The sequence below is a fragment of the Luteolibacter flavescens genome (genome assembly GCF_025950085.1).
GTDB classification, from domain to species: domain Bacteria; phylum Verrucomicrobiota; class Verrucomicrobiia; order Verrucomicrobiales; family Akkermansiaceae; genus Haloferula; species Haloferula flavescens.
Map to the genome: position 1 here is coordinate 118,409 of NZ_JAPDDS010000009.1, position 19,907 is coordinate 138,315.

The following is a 19,907-nucleotide window of genomic DNA, read 5'->3' on the forward strand; positions in this document are numbered from 1 at the left end:
GGCCTTCCAATCCTCTTCCTCTTTCGTCAATTTCGCGCGTTTCGTTGTCCTCCCATCTAACAAAAAAGCGCTACTCCCGGATTGATGCCTCGCACAGTCGCGCGTAGAGCCCGCCCTTTGCCAGCAGTTCATCGTGCCTGCCTTTTTCGATCAGCTTGCCATCCTGCAGCACGCAGATGAGGTCGGCTTTCCGCACCGTGGACAGGCGGTGGGCGATCACGAATGACGTGCGGTCCGCGCGCAGGGTCTCCAGCGCCTGTTGCACCAGCCGCTCGGTTTCATTGTCGAGAGCGGATGTAGCTTCATCCAACAAAAGCAGCGGCGGATTCTTCAGCAGCGCGCGTGCGATTGATAGACGCTGCTTCTCCCCGCCAGAGAAACGCACGCCGCGTTCGCCGGCGACGGTGTCGAGTTGCTCCGGTAGCTCGCGGACGAAGTGCGCGGCATTCGCATTCTCCAGCGCGGCCCAGATTTCATCCTCCGTCGCATCCGGCTTCGCGAGGCGCAGGTTCTCGCGCAGGCTGCTGTTGAAGAGGAAGCTCTCCTGCGTCACGTAGCCGGTGTGGTCGCGCAGCCATTCCTTGGAAAGCGATTCGATCTCGTGCCCGTCGAGCAGGATCTTCCCGCGGTCCGTTTCGTAGAAGCGAGTGAGCAGGTTCAGCACCGTGGATTTCCCCGCGCCAGTCGGTCCGACGAGCGCGACCGTCATGCCAGGCTCCGCCACCAGCGAGATGCCCTCCACCGCGGGCGAGTCGGTATCGTAGGAGAAGCCCGCATTCGCGAATTCCACGCGTCCCGTGAAGGTCTCCGGGCGCTTGCCTTCCGTGAGGTTCATCTCGTCCGGCAGGTCGAGGATGTCGAAGACACGCTTCGCCGCCACCTTGCCGCCGAGGAAGGTCTGCGTGAGAGTGTTGATGCGCGAGACGGGGTCGAACAACAGCGGCCACGCCATCAGGAACGACATCACCGTGCCCTTCGTGATCGCGCCCTCGAGATACCACCACGCGCCAAAGCCGAGCATGAGGACGATACCGGACTCGGCGAGCAGCGACACGGTCGGCCACACCACCGCCTGCCCCTTCATCACGCGCATGTGCTTCTCGCCCACGCGGCGGCTTGCCGCGTCGAAGCGGTCGAGCGCCTCGGGCTCCACCGTGTAGGCCTTGATCTGCCGGATGCCGGCGAGGTTGTCGTGAAGCAGCGCATTCAGATCAGCCGATGCCTGCGAGGATTCGCGCCACTTCGGCTCGGCGCGCTTCGAGTAGAGCGTGGTGATCAGCGCGATGATAGGCAGCGGTGCCAGCGTCACCAGCGTGAGCTCCCAACTGAAATAGCACATCCAGCACACGATCGCGACGAACTGAATTAACGCGGGCAATGCTTGGTCGATGGCCTCCACGATCACGCGGTCGGTGGTGGGCACGTCACTCGCGACGCGTGACATGATCTCGCCGGAGGAATTCGTATCGAACCACTTGATCGGCAGCCTTTGGAGCTTGTTGTAGAGCACCGTGCGGAGGTCGTGGATTAGGCGTTGCTCCAGCGCGTTATTCCCATAGGTGCGCAGGGTGAAGAGGAATTGCCTGAGGCAGATCGCGCCCACGCCGAAGGCAGCGGTCTGGAAAAGCAGGTCACGCCGTCCCTTGTCCATCACCTCGTCCACCAGCACCATCGTCACGGTAGGCAACACCAGGACCAGCAGCGTGCAGATGATCGCCATCACCAGCGAGACCACGGCACGACCGGGATAGGCGAGGGCGAGCTTGAAGACGCGGACGAGGACCGACATTTGACCCACAAGGAGCCTCCGGAATGGCGCGCATGCAAGCGCCGCGTTTGTTATGCGGCGGGGTGCTGAAAGAGGGGGCTTGGAGGAATGCCGGTGCGTGAATGGTGCTTCCGGCCGTTCACAGCCGGAGCGACGCAGTCGCTCCGCTACAAGAAGGCGATCCGCTACGAAGGAAGCTCAGTCGCCGTCGTAGCCCGCGTCGAGGCGATGGCGGTAGCTTTCCACGGCCTGGGTCCAGGTGGAGTGGATGCCCTCGGCGGGGCGCAGCCACACGGCGCGGTGAAGGCGCAGCAGGCCGGGGGCATCGTAGAGCAGTTCGCTTTGTTCGGACTTCGTGAGGGCCTGCCAGCCATCCACTAGGCAGCGCTCCACCACGGCCTCCTGGCCGGGTGTCATCTCGCCGGGCTCCAGCAGGGCCACGTGAACGCCATTCACATACGGGTCCACCACGGCGGCCACCACTCCGTGGCGTCCGGCCACGGTGGCATCGAGTGCCGGGTCCACGGAGGCCTTCGCCACGTCGGCCAGCTTCATCACGGCGGGCGGATCGAGTTCCTCCGGCGTCGCGAGGATCTTGCTTCTCTGCAGTGCCTTGCCCAGGCGGGCGCGGCTGGTCATGACGGAGATGGGGATGCTCAGGATGAGGCCGAGCAGGATGGGAGACATCCACGCGGCGAAGACCGGGCTGATGTACCATGCCAAGCCGGCCCAGGCCAAACCCAGCAGCGTGGGCGGTGCGTGCACCGTCGCGGCCTCTCCCCAGGAGGTACCGTCCGTGTCGCGATTCTGCGTGCCCCAGCCGACCGCGTGGCCGAGCACGATGCTCATCACGATCATCGTGTGGGCCACCATCACGCACGGTGCGAGCAGCATGGAGAGCACCGTCTCGATCAGCGAGCCGATCACCAGCGGGATCATGCCGCCGAAGGACCGCCGCACGCGCGGGACGAGGATGGCGCCGATCACTGCGAGGATCTTCGGCAGGAAGAGCAGGGCAAAAATGAAGCCCGTGAGGATCAGGCTCTGCGTGGTGCCGTCGATATTCAGCCAACGGTCCACAGTGGTGCCGTCGAAGGTGTAGTTGCTCAGGTCGCTACCCGCGCGATCCCACGCCACCCAAGTGCCGAAGATGAGGAAGAGGAACCACAGCGGGCTGCCGAGGTATGCCATGATGCCCATGAAAAGGTGGGCACGCACGGTCAGCGGCAGCTTGCGGGCAAAGATCAGCCACAGGTGCTGGAGATTCCCCTGGCACCAGCGGCGGTCGCGCTTCAGGTGGTCGATCAGCGTCGGCGGGGCTTCCTCGTAGGTGCCCTCGATGTCCCAGGCGAGCCACACTTCCCAGCCCTGCGAGACCATCAGCGCGGCCTCCACGAAGTCGTGCGAGAGGATCTTCCCGCCGAAGGGTTCGCGGCCCGGCAGGTCCGGCAGTTCGCAGAAGTCCGAGAAAGGCTTCACGCGGATGAGCGCATTGTGACCCCAGTAGCTGCCGCCGCCGAGCTGCCACCAATTCAGCCCGCGGATGAAGAGCGGCCCGTATAGCCGCATGGCGAACTGTTGCAGGCGGGTGAAAATGGATGCCCCGCGGATGAGCTTCGGCGGGGTCTGGAGGATGCCGAGATTCGGATACGCCTCCATCACGCGGGTCATCTTCACGATGTCCCCGCCGTCCATGAGGCTGTCCGCATCCAGCACCACCATCGCCTCGTAGCCGCCACCCCAGGTGCGGACGAAGTCGCCGATGTTGCCCGCCTTGCGGTTCGAGTTGATCTTACGACGCCTGTAGTAGATGCGGCCGAAGCCGCCGAGCTTCCGGCACAGGTTCGTCCACGCCGTCTCCTCCAGCACCCACAGGTCCAGGTCGCGGGTGTCGCTGAGGATGAAAAAGTCGTAGTGCTCGATCTGCCCCGTCGCCTCGATCGAGCGGTAGATCGCCTCGATGCGCGCGCAGAAGCGGCTGCTGTCCTCGTTGTAAACGGGCATCACCACCGCGTAGCGGCGGGTGAGGGGGCCGTCGCCGGATTGCTCGGCGAGCTTCGTGATGCGCACCGCCTGCTTCCTCCCCAGCAGGATGTCCCACGCGCCGAAGATGGCGTGAAAGGACCCCAGCACCAGCAGGCCATTCAGGATGAAGAAGACGATCAGCAGCAGGCCGTGGGCGCGGTGCACGCCCATGCGCTCGAAGATGTCGTAGAGCCAGTAGGTGGCGCCGATATTGACGAGGGCGACGCTGCCGAAGAAGACGAGCCGGCGCAGCCCCGCGCGGAAGGGACTGAAGAAGGGCCGGACCTGCCGGGGTGAATCAGGGGAGGTATCGGCCATCGCTTAGAAATAGATGAACCAGAGGAATGCCCCGATCAGGGCGAGCGCGAAGACGGCGAACATCTTCCGCACGATCGGGCGGCGATCCATCGTTTCCCACCACCGCGCGGCACCCTCGCCGATCACATTCAGCTCCAGCGGCTGCGGCAGCATGGTGAGCTGGGCAAATTGCGGGCCGGCGGCGAGGTAGCTCTTCCGCATGGCCTCGGTGAAGGCGGGAGGCCACGGCTGCGGGGTCAGGAAGACGCCCTGCCACTTCCCCGGCATGTCCGCCAGCAGCAGAGCGAGGCGACCGCGGGCAGCGAGGCGGCGGTGTTCCAGCGGCTCCTCCAGCACATCCTGCGTCCACGTGGCGATCTCCGTGAGGGTCTCCTCCATGGCCAGCACACGGGCAGGGGTGCCGGGCTCCTTTGCGCCACGGGCGGAGGCGCGCCACAGGATCGCGCGCACCAGTTCCGCCACCAGCAGGCGATTCCGCAGGCGCAGCGCCTGGAGATAGGCCTCCACGGCGGCGTAGGCCTCCTCCCATTCCGAAAGCTCGGACTCGCTCAGCGGTCGCAGCGTCTCTAGGGGATGATGCGGTAGGCCCATGTCTCGGTCAGGAAATCCTCTCCTTTTTTCAGGCTGCAGCGCAACTCCAGCGGACCCACGTCCGCGAGTTTTCCGCCCTCGGTGGCGGGAGCGATCTGGAAGGCGACGCGCCAGTGACCCTCCGGCAGCGGCTGCACCGCGGTGCCCTGGATCTTGATCTTCGCGCCGGAGTCGCCGAGCGCGGTGATGACGGCCTCCGGAGGATCGCCCTCCCATTTCTCAAGGCGGCCACCTGCGAATTCCACCACCACGGTCCGCTGCTCCGGCTGCCAGTCGTGCAGGCCGGTGCGGGTCGCCACCACGTAGCCGCCCGCGTCGGCAGGGTCCGGGGCCATGGTCCAGTGCTGCTTGTAGGTCAGCTCGATGCGTTCGCCGGGCTTCGGGATGTGGGAGGGCTCCCACATGGCCACCACGTTGTCGGCGAGCTCGTTGTGCGTGGGGATTTCCATCAGCACCACGCGGCCGGAGCCCCAGTCGCTGGTCGGCTCGATCCACAGTGAGGGACGCTTTTCGTAGTTCGCCTCGCCATCCTCGTAGGCGGCGAAGCGGCGGTCACGCTGCAGCAGTCCGAAGCCACCGCACTTGTCCATCGGGAAGACGCTGAACTCCAGCCTGCCGGTGTCGTTCGAAATCGGGCGCCAGATCCGCTCGCCGCTGCCCATGCGGATGGCCAGGCCGTCCGAGTCATGGACCTCCGGGCGGAAGTCATCGAAGCGCTTCCGTGAATTCTCGCCGAACCAGAACATGCTCGACATCGGAGCGAGGCCGAGGCGCTTCACCCCCTGACGGGCGTAGAGAGCCGCGCGCACCGTCATCACCGTGTCGTCGCCCGGTTGGATGAGGAAGCCGTAGGCACCCGTGTAGGACGGGCCGTCGAGCAGGCCGAAGAACATCACCGCCTTGTTGTCCGCCACCGGCTTGCGCAGCCAGAACTCGCGGAAGCGGGGGAATTCCTCCTGCGCGCCATCGACGCCGGTGTCCACGGCGATGCCGCGGGCGGAGATGCCGTAGCGCTGGTTCTTCCCCAGCGCGCGCCAATAGCTCGCGCCTTGGAAGACGGCCAGCTCGTCGTAGTAGTCCGGGCGGTTCAGCGGGTGGTGCAGTCGGAAGCCCGCGTAGCCCGCATCCGGCGGCAGGTCACCGCGCTGCGGCACCAGCGGCCCGTAGTTGAAGAAGGCATCCGTCAGCCGGATGCGCTGGACGTGCGTGTCCGTGAATTCGTTGATCCCCACCGGCTCGCGGAAAAGGTAGCCGGGGTGGAAGAGCATCGCGCGGAAGGGGAGGTTCTCCGCCGCCCACAGGGAGCGCTCCGGGATGAAGCGGATGTCGCGATACTGGTCGTAGGAAAGATTCTTCATCCAGTCCGGCAGCGCCTCCTTGTCAGGAGCGGCGTAGGGCTGGGCCGCCAGGTCGCGGGCGCGCTCGTCGATCTTTTCGAAGGTCACATCCTCGCGCTCCCAATCCTGCGCGGGTGCGAGCGGCGCGAGAGCCAATGCGGCCGTTAGGTGGATGATGCGTTGAAGCACAAGCCAGCGGATAGCCTGCTTGGGGGTTCTGTCAATCCGCGGTTGTGAGATAGGCTGTAAGACTTCCGGAAAAGTTGCGTATGGGCGAATTGGTTTCCCAGCGGGCGCGGGTTTTCAGCGGCTTCCGTCATCAGGAGGGGCCTCTGCCTGGAGCTTTCCCAGTCGGTGCCAGCGCCATGCCAGCCACCTGAACCATGGCAGGGCGAAGGAAAGCATCACGGCCCAATGTGCCACCGCGAAGGTCGGGAACTTCGCCCGGATGCCCGGCAGCCAGACGGTGCCCAGAGGTGCGCGCGAGACCGCAAATTCGAAGGAATCGGGTGCCAGGAAATCATTCCTGCTGATGCCAGCCATCCCCGCGCCATTCCACGCGAAGCCCTTCCCGACCCAGATGAGGGTGGAGTAGTAGCGATGGGAATCCCACCAGGCCCAGCCGACGAAGACGATGACGAACAGGCCGAGCCAAAAGGAGATCCAGCGGTGAAGGGGCGGGCGCACGGGAAAGGCGGGGATTTGCCCCTGCTACTTGCCTCGTTTCCCACGGGGCTCAAGGTCCCTGTGACGGAACGGCGATCCGCCGGGGCTTGGCCCGTTTCATGCACTGCGGCGGCCCCATCGGAGTCACGGGCGCGGGCCTGCAAGGGATTGCGCGTGTGGCATTCCACCGACGAAGGCGGTTCCCTGTCCTCACCATGCTCCCGGGAAGGACGGGGGCCGCCAGCACGCGGGCTCGTGTGGTTCGGTTCGAGCGGGTAGCCTCATGGCAGCGATGCCCTGAAAAAACATCGACCCGCACAACAGACTTACCGCGCGCGCAGCATCGCCTATCATGCGGGTCGAGTTAAGACCCCGAAGGGTCGACAGTTCTCTCCCCAGAGAACGCCTATGTAATGGCAATCCTCGTGCCAAAATTTGGCGACGTGCTACATCTCCCTGATTTCCAATGATATGATTAATATCGCGAATTTCGTGGGAGAATCGGATAGGTGGCATATCCGGAAGGTCTTGCAAACTTGCCTGCAAATCTTGCAAGGCTGTCAGTCCTCTTTCATGGGGCGATTTCCTAGTGTGCCGTCAGTCTAGTTCGTTTCAATAGAGGCATTGAGGTTCCTGTCGTCCTTATGGCTTTTGGACGACCGACCTTGAGAGCCAAAAAAGAAAGGCGACCCGGGGCCGCGGTGCCGCCGGATCGCCTTAGGAAGGAAGCTGACTTTTCCGGTCGATCAGCCGCGGCGGCGGCGGGCCATGGCTGCCAATCCGCCCAGTCCGACCAAGAGGGCGGCGCCGGGCTCGGGCACGGCGGCACCGAAGACGTCCACTTCGAGCATGCCGGCGTGGCCATTGTCGCTATCCGTAAATTGCAACTGAACGAATCGGACTCCGGTGGCAATAGCGGCCCCGCCGTCATCGACAATGCTGTGACGGTTGGTGACGGGCGTGGTGTAAGTCCCGGTGTCATCCGGTCCCTTTGCATAACCGGCGATCAAACTAAAGGTGATGCCATCGACTGACACGAGCAGGTTGAACGAGCTGTCGTCGCGGCCCGAGTCGTTCCAGCCGGTGAACACGTTGACCTCGGTAAGATTGAACAGCGATCCGAGGTCGTAGGTCACGAAGGTGTCGATGTTGGATGTGCCGACCGTCCCATTCACCACTCCATAGGCGGCGTGTGCGGTGGCGTCGGGCACTCCGCCGTAAACCGTGGTGATCGAGCCGTTGGTCCAGACTGCCGAGCCGGCGGAACCTTCGGTGGTCGGTGAACCAGTTCCACCGGTATAAGTCACCGTGGGGGTCATTCCTTGTATCAAATCCGAGCTGGAGGCGGAGAATTGGTTGGGGGTGCCGGAAGTCGAAGGGTCGTGGGCCGCGCCCGGGGTGCCGCCCGCCGGGGCGCGATTGACCGAGTTGTTGATGACGACCGCGCCGGGGGCGATACTTGCCAAGGCGAGGAAGCCGAGGAGTGGCAGGATGTGGTGTTGAGACATGGATATTTTTTTTCGTGGACGGGGAGAAGAAGAGGTGATTGCAAAATGCAATTCCTCAGGTTCCACCAAACTTATTCAAGTCGAGAAACTAGCCACCCTCCTGAGAGGGGTCAACGACACCCGCCCTAGGATTTCTCCTAGTATCCCCTTCGGTTGGTTCTTTCCGGAACAGGTGATGCTGTTATTTTTGTCCTCGTTTACCCCTTGGGTGATCGACGTTGCGACTGGTGTTGAGAAGGAAGGAGCGGGACGAACTCACCCGCATGGCTGAGGCAAGGAAGACGCCCCAGGCCAAAGCCCGGAGGGCAGAGGCTGTTCTGCTCAGGTCCCCGGCCCCTGCAGTGGTTCTTCGAATTCCTGTGCCACCCACCATGGCGGCTTCCCTTCATTCCCGCGCATTCCAGTCGGCTGAAGCAGGTGGAACGCTTCTCCGCCAAGCGTGGCTGACCTTCGCGAGGTATGTAGCCTCCTACGACCAAGTCTCCGAATCCTTCCGCTGGACAGCCACAGCGGACAGGACCTTCGGGAAGATCGATAGCTATTGTGGCAAACTAGCCTAACGGGACACTAGTTGCCATGGGCGAAGTCCCCATTGGTCAGGACATTCTGGCCGCCCGAGTTGCCGGTGGCGGTATTGGAAGAGAAGGCCTGCGGATCCAGGCCCCGCTCCAGCGATAGGCCGGGCCCCTCGTTCTTTTCCAAGACGTTGTTCTCGAAGATCAGTCGCGCGGCGGTGACGCGGACGGCCATGCCGCCGATCAGGTTCTCGCGGCAGCGGTTTCCGTGGATGCGGCCGGAGCCGGCATTTGCCACCACGATCCCGTACTCGCGGTTCGCGCGCAGGTCGCAGTTGCCGATGACGATATTGTCCGCGGTGGTGCCGACCACGATGCCGTTGCCGCTGTTGTCGCGGGCGATGCTCTGGTGGATGGCCGCGGAGCCGCCGTCCCAGAGGTCGAAGCCGTGGCCGATGTTCCCAACGGCCTCGCACTCGGAGAATTCGATGCGGCTGCCAGCCCCGCGCACGGCCACGCCGTCCCAGCCGTTGTTCTCAAAGAGGCAGCGGGTGGCGCTCACCTGCCCGGCCTCGACCACGGCCAGCCCGTGCCCCGCGGAATCCGCCGCGCGGCAGTCGGTCAGCGTGACCTCCGCGCCTCGCACCAGCAGTGCCGAGAAGCGATCCTCCCCGGCCTCGAAGCCGCGGTGGCGGAAGGTGATGCCGCTGACCCGGGTGCCTGACGATTGCCGGCTGAAGGTGGCGGCGGTGCTCTCGCTGGCTTCCACTTCCACGAAGGTTTTGTCGCGGCCCGCACCCTCGAGGGTGATGACCTTGTCCACGATCAGCGGCCCGGTGTAGGTCCCCTCTGCCACCACGATACGGTCGCGGTCACGGGCGGAGGCGATGGCGTCGGCGAGTTGCGGGTAGTCGCCCGGCACCTGGATGGTGCGGGTGTAGGAGGCGATCTTTTCGTAGAGCGCGGCGATCTCCTCGTCATCGGGAGAGAGCCCGGTCGCCTCGCGCAGCCACTCGTAGGCCGTTTTGTCAAAGGTGCCGGTGTCCCGCTGGCGGGCGGCGTCGTAGAGCTCGCGGGCGCGCTGGCGCTCTCTGGTTTCCTTGTCCCGGCCCGCGCGGATCTCGGCGAGCAGCGCATTTCCCTCGGGATCGCCGGGGAAGGAGGATGCGAGCTGGTTGGCCTTGTGCTCCGCCTCGTCCCAGCGGCGCTTCTGGATGGCGTCGGAAGTGGCCGTCACCAGCGCCTCGCGGGCCTGGGTGGTGCGGGCGTCCTCGGCCTTCTGGAGCAGCTCGGCCATTTCCTTCTGGTTCGGATACTTCTCCAGCACCTTGCGAGCGGCCTCGATCGCGACGTCGAGGTGGCCCAGGTCGAAGGCACTCGTCGCCTCGCCGGACAAGTAGCCCACGAATTGCTCCTGCTCTTCCACCATGCCCGCCTCGATGCTGCGGCGTCCCACCTCGGCGGCCTTCGTGCCGGGGCGGAGGTGGTCGATCTCATCGTAGGCGGCGGTCGCTTCCGGCCAGCGGCGGGACTCGATCATCTTCGCGCCCATGCGTTCCAAAAACGCAAGCCGCTCGGTCGTGCGCACCTTCTGGTCGGCCAGGTGCCACGCATAGAGCGCGCCCCCGATGGTGGTCAGCACGAGCAGGATCACCAAAGTGGAGAAAATCCGCGAAGCGACGCTGCGCTTTTCCTCGTCCTCTTCCGCATTCGGATCCGGATCCGCGTCGCTTTCTCCAGCCTCCGGCTTCGGTTCCGGGGCCTTGGCTGCGGGGGAAGGTGGGGCCGGTGCGGGAGGGGTGGTCGCAGCGGCTTCAGCGGGAGCAGCCGACTTCTCGTCGGACTTATCCTCCTTCTCCTGCCCGGCTTCCGCGACGGGTCCGGCCTTGGGCTCATCCGCGGTGCCACCGCGGGCAGCCGTCATCCATTCGCGGGCTCGGATCACGTCCTCCGGCTCCTTTTCCGACTCCTCGCGCAGGACTGCCAGCGCCTTGTCGAATTCCACGAGCCCGTCCTGATAGCGCATCGCCAGGACATCATTCGGCGCGCCACGGACCATGTCCGCGATTCTCTCCCGCGCGGCGGAAAACTCCCCCAGCCGGTTATTCACGTCATCGTCCGCGGACAATCCGAGTATGCGCCGTGCTTCCTCCAAGGTCATGCCACGCGCGCTGTAGCAGTCCCGCGGCACCGGGGGAAGGGCGCTTTCCGGGAAATCGACTAACAACGTCCGGAATCTCATCCGCAAGCTCCTCGCCACCCGCCTTGACCGCACGGGCAGTAGGGGGCAGGGTGCGCGCGATGTCCTCCAGCAAATCGGTCCTTTTCGTCTGCACGGGAAACACCTGCCGCAGCCCGATGGCCGAGGGCATGTTCCGCAAGGCGGTGGAGAGCCGCGGGGACTTCACGGTCGCCTCCGCCGGCGTGGCCGCCTATCCCGGCGACAGCCCGAATCCTGAGACGGTGAAATTCCTCTCCGGCCGCGGCATCACGCTCGATGGCTTCTCCAGCCAGCCAGTCTCCCCGGAACTGCTGGAGAATGCGACCCACGTCTTTGCCATGACCTCGGGTCATCTCGAGGCTCTGGAGAATCTCTTCCCGGAGTATTCGGACAAGTTCTACCTCGTTTGTGAATTCGTGGAGATCCCAGGCCGTGGCGTGGCGGCGGACGTGCCGGATCCCATTGGCATGGGGCGAAAGGCCTACGAGGACACCGGCAAGACCCTCGATCTCGCCATCCCGACGCTGGTCGCCTTCATCGACCAGACCTGGCAGGCGTGAGACGACGGTCTCGCGGCCGGTCTTGGCGCTTGGATCTTTTCCGGCGCTGCCTATTGCTCGGCCCGTGAGCGGGATCATCGACCTGGGCAGTGACGAGTATTTCATGGGGCAGGCCCTGCGCGAGGCGCGGAAGGCCTACGCCGCCACCGAGGTGCCCATCGGCTGCGTGATCGTCCGCGAGGGGAAGATCATCTCCCGCGCGTGGAACCAGGTGGAGACCCTGCGCGACGCCACCGCCCACGCGGAGATGCTGGCCCTGACTGCAGCCCAGAATGCCATCGGTGACTGGCGGCTGGAAAAATGCACGCTTTACGTGACGAAGGAGCCGTGCCCGATGTGCGCCGGGGCGATCGTCCACTGCAGGCCGGAGCGCGTGGTCTTCGGCTGCGGCGATCCGAAGGCAGGGGCTGCCGGGGGATGGATCAATCTGCTGAACTCCTGCCCGCCGCTCAACCACCGCTGCGAGGTGGTCTCCGGCGTCATGGGCGAGGAATGCCTCGGGCTCGTACAGGGATTCTTCCGCGAGGCCCGCGAACGGAAGAAAGCGGGCGAGGAAAAGCCGCGTCCGCCGGGATTCCCAACGGACATGTGAAGGCACTTTGCATGATTATCAGGATGGCTTAACACGCCGGTTGACAATCTGGCGCTAAAGTCACGTAAATGCGCCCCGCATGATTAAATCTGCTCTCCTCCTCAGTGTCATTGCCCTAGCCGTCCCGGCCTTCGGTGGCTCCCCGACCCCGGAACCCGTTCCAGCCCGCAAGACCTTCAAGCAAGTTGTCTACACCAAGCTCTTCGTCGAAGCCGACGTGGATGGTGATGGTGTCCTCGATTACGAAGAATTCTCCAAGTCCATCGGCGGAAACCCGCGCCCGATCGTGACCCAGATCCGCTTCGACATCATGGCAACCGACCTCGACGTGATCGCTGATCGCGGTGCCATCATCGTGGTCCCGGAGCGCGGCATCCTTCTCGAAGAATTCATCGAGTACGGCGGTGGTCGCAAGATCAAGCCGACCAAGGGCCAGATCTTCGACGCAGCCGACACGAGTGAAGACGGCTTCCTCGACATCGAGGAATTCGAAGCGACCCGCCTCTTCCCGCCGTCGACTCCTTCCACCATCTTCCGCGCCTTCGACAAGATGGACAAGAATGACGACGCCCTGATCTCTCCCGCCGAGTACGGCGTGAAGCCGATCAAGGCCTGATCGATCTTTCCCGGTTGATTCGTTCGGTGCCCGGTCGTCCTGACGGCCGGGCACTTTTTGTTTCCCGCCCCTCCGTCCTCCGCGTACACCAGCGGCGTGGCCGTCACTGCGAGCACGAAAATCTACGCCATCGTCGGCAGCGACGAGGGGCGCGTGAAGGAGGAGTCCCTGCGCCTGCACCGGGAGCTCACGGGCGGCATCGACGACGGCTTCACCCACGAGACCATCGAGGGCACGGCGGACAATTCCGAGGGTGCCTTCCAGATCTGCCGCTCGGTCGTGGAGGCGCTGCTGACGCTGCCCTTCTTCGGGCAAAAGGTGGTGTGGCTGAAGAACGCCAGCTTCCTCCTCGACGATGTCACCGGCCGCTCCGAGCGCACGCTCTCCGGAGTCGAGTCGCTGAAGGGCTGCCTGGAAGCCGGCCTGCCGGATGGCATCACCTTCCTCCTGAGCGCCACCGGCATCGACAAGCGCCGCGCCTTCTGGAAATTCCTCGAAAAGGGTGCCCAGGTCAGGGCCTACGACAAGATCGACACCTCCCGCGACGGCTGGCAGGACGAGGTCATCGCCATCGTGGAAAAGCGCGCGAAGGAGCTCGGACTGCGCTTCAGCGATGATGCGCTGGAGCTCTTCGTGATGCTGGCCGGGGAGGCCACCCGCCAGATCGGGAACGAGCTGGAGAAGATCGACCTCTACCTCGGCCCGGACCGTCGCGATGTAACGCCGGAGGACGTGCGCCGGATGGTGCCGCTCAGCCGCGCGGGCGTGGTCTTCGAAATCGGGAATGCCCTTCAGAATGGCGATGCCGCGCGCGCGCTGGAACTCATCGACCAGCAGCTCGAGCGCGGTGAAAATGCCATCGGCCTGATGCGCGCGTCGATCATCCCGACGGTGCGGAACCTTTTCATGGCGAAGGTGCTTTCTGAGAAGAAGCTGCCGACGCGGAACTACCGCGACTTCGCCGCCGCCATCGACCGCATGCCGGAGATGGAGCGCCTGTGGCTGCCGCAGAAGAAAGCGGGCGGCGTGAATGTCTATCCGCTCTTCCTCTGCCTGCGCGGTGCCGACCAATTCACGCTCGAGGGCCTCCGCGGTGCGATGGAGTCCGCGCTGCGTGCGGACCGCTCGCTGGTCACCACCGGGCTGGATCACCGGCTGGTGCTGCACCGCCTGGTGGCGGAGATCACCGCCGCGGCACGGAAGCGCTGATCGCGGGTGGAGGACGGGTCAGGAGCCTGCACCCGCATTCACCGCCTCCAGCTCTTCCCAGCGGGCGTAGAGCTTCACCACGCCTGCCTTGACCTCGTCCAGCTTGGCGACGGTTGCGGGGATCTCCGCGTAGTTCTTCTGGAATTCCGGGTCGTTCAGCTTGGCTTCCAGCTCCGCCACGGACTCCTCCGCGAGCAGGATGGCCTCTTCCATGCCTTCCAGTTCCTTGCGCTCGGCCAGCGTCAGCTTGCGCGGCTTCGTCGATGCCGGGGCGACCGCTTTCTGGCGTGCCGCGGCATCGCGTGCTGCCGCCTGCGCGTGGAGGCGCTCCACCTGCTCGCGCGCCTGGCGCTTCTCCAGGTAGTAGGAGTAGTTCCCCGGCTGCACCTTCACCCCGCCGTCCTCGAAGGCGATGATCTGGTCGCAGATCCGGTCGAGGAAATAGCGGTCGTGGGAGACGACCAGCACCGAGCCATCGAAGTCCGCCAGCGCCTCCTCCAGCATGCGGAGCGAGGGCAGGTCCAGATCATTGGTCGGCTCGTCCAGCACCAGCACGTTGCCGCCGGTCTTCAGCACCTTTGCCAGCATCAGCCGCGCGCGCTCGCCACCGGAGAGCAGGTCCACGCGCTCGTTGATGCGGCGGTCGTCGAAGAGGAAGCGTCGCAGGTAGGCGCGCGCGCCGAGCGTCTGCTCGCCGAATTGAAGCTTCTCGTTCCCGTCGGAAATCTCGTCGAGCAGCGAACCCTCCGCATCCAGCGCCATGCGCGTCTGGTCGATGTAGTTGATCCGCACCTTTTTCCCGACCACGGCGGTGCCTTCGGTCGGCTCCAATTGGCCGAGGCAGACTTTCAGCAGCGTCGTCTTGCCCACGCCATTCCGGCCCACGATGCCGGTGCACTGGCCGGGCTCCAGCTTCAGGTCCAGATGGCGGAAGAGCCAGCGCGGGGAAGCCGCGGTGCCGACGTTCACGCCCGCGCCTTCCAGTTCCACCACGGTATTGCCGAGCTGGGGCGGGGGAGGGATGAGCATGTCCATCTCGCGCTCCTCGGGCGGGGCTTCCATGCCCTCGATCTCGTAGTATTGGTCCAGCCGGTGCCGGGACTTCGTGCCGCGCGCCTTCACCCCGGAGCGCACCCAGTCCAGCTCCTCGCGCAGGAAGCGCTGGCGGCGCCGCTCCGTCTGCTCGGCGATCTGCTGGCGCACCGCCTTTGACTCCAGATACGCGGTGTAGTTACCCGGGTGCGAGTAGGCCTTGCCATTGTCGATCTCGATGATGCGCGTGGCGATCACATCGAGGAAATAGCGGTCGTGAGTGACGAAGATGACCGCGCCCGAATAGGTCTTCAGGAAATCCTCCAGCCACCGGATCGAGTCCGCGTCCAGGTGGTTCGTCGGCTCGTCCAGCAGCAGCAGGTCCGGCTGCGATGCCAGCGCGCGGCACAGGGCCACACGGCGCTTTTCCCCGCCGGAAAGCGGGCCGACCGACGTCTCCAGCGGCGGCGTGCCGAGCGCCGTGGCCGTCGCCTTAATCCGCGCGTCCAGGTTCCAGCCATCCGCGTGGTCGATCAGGTGGAGCAGGTCTGCCAGCTCCACCTCCGAGCCATCGCCCTCTTCATAGCGGCGGATCGCCTCCACCACGTCCGCCGCGCCTGCCGCGATGTTTTCGTGGACGCTCAATTCCGGATCGAGCTCGAATTCCTGAGGCAGATAGCCCACGCGCAGCGCGCGCCGCAGCGAGATCTCCCCGGAGTCTGCTCGTTGTGAGCCGGTCAGGATTTTCAGCAGCGAGGTCTTCCCGCAGCCGTTGCGCCCCACCAGCCCGACCTTCTCCCCTGCCGAGACGGCAAGCGTCACGCCATCCAGCAGCGTCTGGTAGCCATAGGAAAGCCGGAGTTCATTGGCGGAAAGCAAAGCGGACATGACCGCGGGATGACGGTCCATCCCGGCTGGAAAGGCAAGGGGGAAGCGGCAATCATCTGCGACCCGGAAAGGTGGTCCGCATCGCTCCGCGTGCGGTTCACCGGTCGGGGAGGCAGTGGGTGGGGTCCGCTGCCAGGGTTTGCTGGTCCGGGAGTCCGGAGTGAGGTCTGCTGCCTTGGTGCTTCGGCCGCACGCGGAGCGTGCGGACCACTATGGGGGTGGCGCCGGCTTTGGAGGTTTGGCTGGCCTTGCCCTTGCCGCCACCAGCCATGCTCACACCTCCTCCGACTTCAGCCAGCGGAAGGAAACCTGCTTGAAGCGGCGGCCGAAGATGACGTTCTCGGCTTCCTTCGGCTCGGTGAGGATGTCGGCGGATTCACTCGGATTGATGAATTCCCGGGTGCGGACCACCACGGCTTCGCAGACGGCGGTGGCAAGGATCTTGCCGCTGCTGTCTCGCGCATCGCCGTAGCCGCGCACGGTGAAGGTGTCGTCGCGGGCGGTCAATACGGGGGCGATCGGGCGGAGGATGTCCGCCTGGCGTGTCCAGCCGGGCAGGCCGTAGCCGCTGTAGCCCACGGCAGCTTCGGGGAACTTGTAGCCGGCGGCGGCGGTGGCCTTCGGCTCCGCCAGCGATGCGCTCGAGAGCCCCTGAACGTTCGCGAAGATGTTGTTCGAGGACTTGGACGCGGTTTCGTTGATCGCCGTCTGCAAGGCCCCGGCCAAGGCGAGATTGCCCGAGGACAACTGCCGGTTGACGAATTCCGAAAGCGAAAGGAAGGGGCCGCGGAGGCGCACCTGTGCGACCACTTCCTCCGCCAGAGCGTCGAGGAAATCATCGTCCAGGGTCCGGTAGCCCGCGAATTCATTCGCCTCGGGGAAGGATCCGGAGGTGCTGGATTCTCCCGGCGCGCCATCTCCCGCGATGCTGAAGCGCGTCACGGGATGGTCCTTTCCGGAGGTCAGCTTCGTGTTCCAGGAGGTGCCCGCCTCGTTATACTGGGGAACGGAATGATTGCGCGCATGGCCGAGCAGCGCACGCCACGCACGGACCGAGGTGGAGTTCACATTGAACATGCCCTCGACCTCCAGTCGCGATGCGATCCTCTTCCACGAGTCCACCTTCGCGACCTGGTCGGTGTAGAGCTTGGCGGCTGCCGAGGAGTCCCCGGAGGAACCTGCAGCCAGGTCTTCCGTGATGGGCTTGTAAGCGGCGTTCGGGAGCGCCTTCAGGCCGGAGATGAGATCGGTGAAGACGGTGCGCTGGTTCCTTCCATTGTTGCCGAATTCCTTCGGGTCCGGGGCGATGGAGGAGAAGAACCAGTCGTCGAAGAGCAGGTGATTCGCGCAGTAGGAGTCATCGTACTGCAGGTTGGTCGCCAGGCCCTTGTCGGCGGCGTTATAGACGGCATTTGCGGGCAGCAGCGGGCTCGCGTCCGAGTTGCCGATGATGTTCAGGGCAAAGGGCGGGATGGGATTGTCAAAGCGCAGGTCCCAATTCACCAACTCGCCGAGGGAGGTGATCGGGCGCGTCGGCAGTTCCGCAATGATGCAGCGGGAAAGGCCGTCGCTCTTCGTGAATCCCGTCACGATGTGGCCGCGGCTTCCATCGTCGGTCGGCAGCAGGCTGTCGCCGGTGGGCGTGTGCGCCACGAAGCTGAAGTCGAAGGGGGAATTCACCGGGTGGTCCGTTCCGGCGTAGCGGCGGCGGATGCTCCACTCCACGTCGTCCTTGCCCATGGCGGTGTAGTTCACCATCGGGCTGGACTGGACGAAGCCCTTCGCCGCGATGTGGGTCCGGCTGGCCATCCGCACGCCGAACATGGTGGAGAGGAAGGGCTTCGGGGTCGTTTTGCTGTCATTGAGGGTGGCCTCTGCCAGCCCGTTGAGCGGCGTGTAGAGCTGCTGCGCGACCGCGCTGGTGCAGATGCCACGGTAGGCGAGGTCGGTGGAACCGGCGACCTGCATGTCGAGCACCACGCCGACGCCCGGCTTGGTGAGTTCCGCATACTGGTTGTGCTCCGTGTCGAACCGGGCATCCGCCTTGATGGTGGTGCCGCCAGGCAATGCCATCGCAGCTCCCTGGTCGTTCTTTACGGCGTAGTAGTTTCCTCCGCCAGTCCGATAGCCCACCTTCAGCGGCACGGTGGTGCCGGATGGCACGGGCGTGGTGTTGGTGGGGCTGAATACCCGGACCTCGCCTGGCTTCATGGCCGTCATCGTCGCGATGCTGTAGCGCATCCGGGGCACGCCCAGGCTGGGCTGGTTGGTGATGGCATCACCCATCACGGCGTTGAACTTCGAGTTCGGCACGCCGTTGATGTAGTACTTCAGCGCGGTGGGGAAGGGTTGGTCGAGGATGAAGGCCAGGCAGGGATTCGTGTCGTTGCCAGTGGGCAGGCTGATCTCCACGTTGTAGGGATTCCACATCGTGATGACCGGCGTGATCAGCAGGCGCGGCTCCAGCAGCGCGTCACCGGTGGCTCCCGCGGTCGTGGCGGCGGAGTGGGAAAAGATCCACTGGATGCGTGCGATCACCGGCAGGATGCGCACCTTGTGGATGAAATTGAAGGCATTGCCCGAGATGGCCGTGGAGTAGGAAGTCGTGGAGAAACGCCCCGTGGAAGTCGTGCTGACACGCTTGTAGAAGGTCGCGTAGTTCACGAGATTTTCCCAACTGCTGACCGCACCGAGCTGGTAGATGGGCGCGGTGCCGCTGCGATAGGCGGCCCATGGATAGATCATCGAGCCGGTGGCAAAGGGGCTGCTGGCCGTGGGGCGTCCCACGGAGGTTTCCTTCTGCGGGGTCAGGCGGAAGAGCGGCAGCCGGGAGGATGGCTGGTTCGACCAAGCTTCCGTGAGCAGCGACATGTCCTTCCGCCATCCACCCGTGGCGGTATTCGTCAGCAGGCCCACGGAGACCGCGGAGAGATCGTGGAAATGATCCACGGATGCCTTTGCCTCATCCGCGGTGGCGATCAGATCCGCCTGCCGCAGGGTGAATGCCTTGTCGGCCAGCGCGGCATTGCCGAGCAGGTTCTCCAGTCCGAAGGGCTTCGGATCCGCCACCGAGTGAGACTTGGCCACGGCTGCCCAGCTCCCCGGGGAATCCTCCGCTTCCGGGCGAACGGGCTTAGGCAAGCGTGCCTTCTGGTTCTCGCCGCCGGTCCACCACGCGATGCCGCCGGATTGTCCGCTGGCGTCGATGGAAAGCGGGGAGAGATGGATCTGAGCTTTCTCGCTGCCGGCCTTCGTCCCAATGGAGCCTTTTCCGACCAGTGCCGCCTTGCCATTGCCAGCCTGAGTGTCGGGCAGGTTCTGCAGGTCCGCCGGGTCGAAATTCGACGAGGTCAGCCAGCCTTGGAAACGCGCTTCCTTCGCGCTCTTGTAGTTCCCGGGTGAGATCGGGCGTCCGGCGAAGGTTCCGTTCGACTCATGGTCTATGCCTTCCCAGCTCTTCCAGGTGCCGAGCACCATCGGATTATCCTCGTCGAGGATGTCCGCTCTCGCGGTGACGCGGGTATCGTGGCCCGCCTGCTTCTGGAGTTGGCCGATCGCCAGGGCGAGCGAGAGGCGGGCATTCGCACGGGCGATCGCCATCGCCTCGCCGTGGGAACCGCTCCGCAGGGAGATCGAGGAAAGGCTGAGAAGCCCCACGCAGAGGATCGTCACGATCACCATCAGCGACAGGGTGATGACGAGGGCGAAGCCCCGGTGCCGTGGCCGGGGATGGCGGGTCCATTTCTTCTTCGTTGGCATTTTTCGGGTGGGTCCGGGTTTTTGTGTTCTTGGCCGCCACCGCGGGGTCCTTTCATCGCGGTCCGAGACGCGCGGAGATTGGCCAGTAACAGTCTCCCACTATTGCGAATGAGAGGGGGAAGAGGAATGGATGATATGGTATTTATCATGTATTCTTTGGCGTGATGGGTGCACGCGGGGAGGCTCGCGATGAGGTCGCCGAAAAGTGGGACACCATTCCTACTGGGTCGGGTAGGTAGGCCGGGAGGACGGCGCGGGGCATGATCCTGAGTGAGACCGGCTCCCCCTGATGCCGCCTCCAA

Annotated in this window: 13 protein-coding genes; 4 read left to right on the top strand and 9 right to left on the bottom strand. The window is 64.7% G+C overall.

All coding sequences use genetic code 11. The features are described from left to right. Positions 1 to 70: 70 nt before the first annotated feature. The 7 genes from OKA04_RS16330 to OKA04_RS16360 all read right to left on the bottom strand — a co-directional run bounded on the left by OKA04_RS16330 (position 71) and on the right by OKA04_RS16360 (position 10,919). Positions 71 to 1,789, bottom strand: a complete 1,719-nt coding sequence (locus OKA04_RS16330; protein WP_264502260.1) for an ABC transporter ATP-binding protein — start codon at positions 1,787 to 1,789, stop codon at positions 71 to 73. A 177-nt stretch (positions 1,790 to 1,966) separates the two neighbouring features. After that, entirely contained in the window at positions 1,967 to 4,111 is a 2,145-nt protein-coding gene (gene mdoH, locus OKA04_RS16335; protein WP_264502261.1) for a glucans biosynthesis glucosyltransferase MdoH, read from the bottom strand. A 3-nt stretch (positions 4,112 to 4,114) separates the two neighbouring features. Further along, entirely contained in the window at positions 4,115 to 4,702 is a 588-nt protein-coding gene (locus tag OKA04_RS16340; protein WP_264502262.1) for a hypothetical protein, read from the bottom strand. Continuing rightward, positions 4,678 to 6,228 carry an OpgD/OpgG family glucan biosynthesis protein gene (locus OKA04_RS16345; protein WP_264502263.1) on the bottom strand — a complete coding sequence of 517 codons (1,551 nt, stop codon included), beginning with the start codon at positions 6,226 to 6,228 and terminating at the stop codon, positions 4,678 to 4,680. The genes OKA04_RS16340 and OKA04_RS16345 overlap by 25 nt, the downstream gene beginning before the upstream one ends. A gap of 114 nt (positions 6,229 to 6,342) precedes the next feature. Then, on the bottom strand, positions 6,343 to 6,726 hold the full coding sequence (locus tag OKA04_RS16350; RefSeq protein WP_264502264.1) for a hypothetical protein: 384 nt from the start codon (positions 6,724 to 6,726) through the stop codon (positions 6,343 to 6,345). 725 nt (positions 6,727 to 7,451) lie between these two features. After that, a complete protein-coding gene (locus tag OKA04_RS16355; protein WP_264502265.1) occupies positions 7,452 to 8,213 on the bottom strand; it encodes a PEP-CTERM sorting domain-containing protein in 762 nt (253 codons plus the stop codon). 567 nt (positions 8,214 to 8,780) lie between these two features. Next, on the bottom strand, positions 8,781 to 10,919 hold the full coding sequence (locus tag OKA04_RS16360) for a right-handed parallel beta-helix repeat-containing protein (RefSeq protein WP_264502266.1): 2,139 nt from the start codon (positions 10,917 to 10,919) through the stop codon (positions 8,781 to 8,783). A gap of 110 nt (positions 10,920 to 11,029) precedes the next feature. Here OKA04_RS16360 and OKA04_RS16365 point away from each other — a divergent pair, with 110 nt between their 5' ends. The 4 genes from OKA04_RS16365 (at position 11,030) to holA (ending at position 13,926) form a co-directional block, all read left to right on the top strand. After that, entirely contained in the window at positions 11,030 to 11,509 is a 480-nt protein-coding gene (locus OKA04_RS16365) for a low molecular weight protein arginine phosphatase (protein ID WP_264502267.1), read from the top strand. A gap of 64 nt (positions 11,510 to 11,573) precedes the next feature. Continuing rightward, complete coding sequence (tadA, locus tag OKA04_RS16370) at positions 11,574 to 12,101, top strand: tRNA adenosine(34) deaminase TadA (protein ID WP_264502268.1); 528 nt, start codon at positions 11,574 to 11,576, stop codon at positions 12,099 to 12,101. Between the two features lie 79 nt (positions 12,102 to 12,180). Then, the gene (locus OKA04_RS16375; RefSeq protein ID WP_264502269.1) at positions 12,181 to 12,717 is read left to right on the top strand and encodes an EF-hand domain-containing protein; all 537 of its coding nucleotides are present in this window, start codon (positions 12,181 to 12,183) and stop codon (positions 12,715 to 12,717) included. A gap of 96 nt (positions 12,718 to 12,813) precedes the next feature. Next, positions 12,814 to 13,926, top strand: coding sequence for a DNA polymerase III subunit delta (gene holA / locus OKA04_RS16380; protein ID WP_264502270.1), 1,113 nt, complete (start codon positions 12,814 to 12,816; stop codon positions 13,924 to 13,926). An 18-nt stretch (positions 13,927 to 13,944) separates the two neighbouring features. On the opposite strand, the gene OKA04_RS16385 is transcribed toward holA, so the two are convergent. Together OKA04_RS16385 and OKA04_RS16390 are read right to left on the bottom strand one after the other, a co-directional pair. Continuing rightward, entirely contained in the window at positions 13,945 to 15,846 is a 1,902-nt protein-coding gene (locus OKA04_RS16385) for an ABC-F family ATP-binding cassette domain-containing protein (protein WP_264502271.1), read from the bottom strand. Positions 15,847 to 16,119: 273 nt separating this feature from the next. Beyond that, positions 16,120 to 19,605 (bottom strand): hypothetical protein, encoded by a 3,486-nt coding sequence (locus OKA04_RS16390; RefSeq protein ID WP_264502272.1) that lies wholly within the window; start codon positions 19,603 to 19,605, stop codon positions 16,120 to 16,122. Positions 19,606 to 19,907 lie beyond the last annotated feature (302 nt).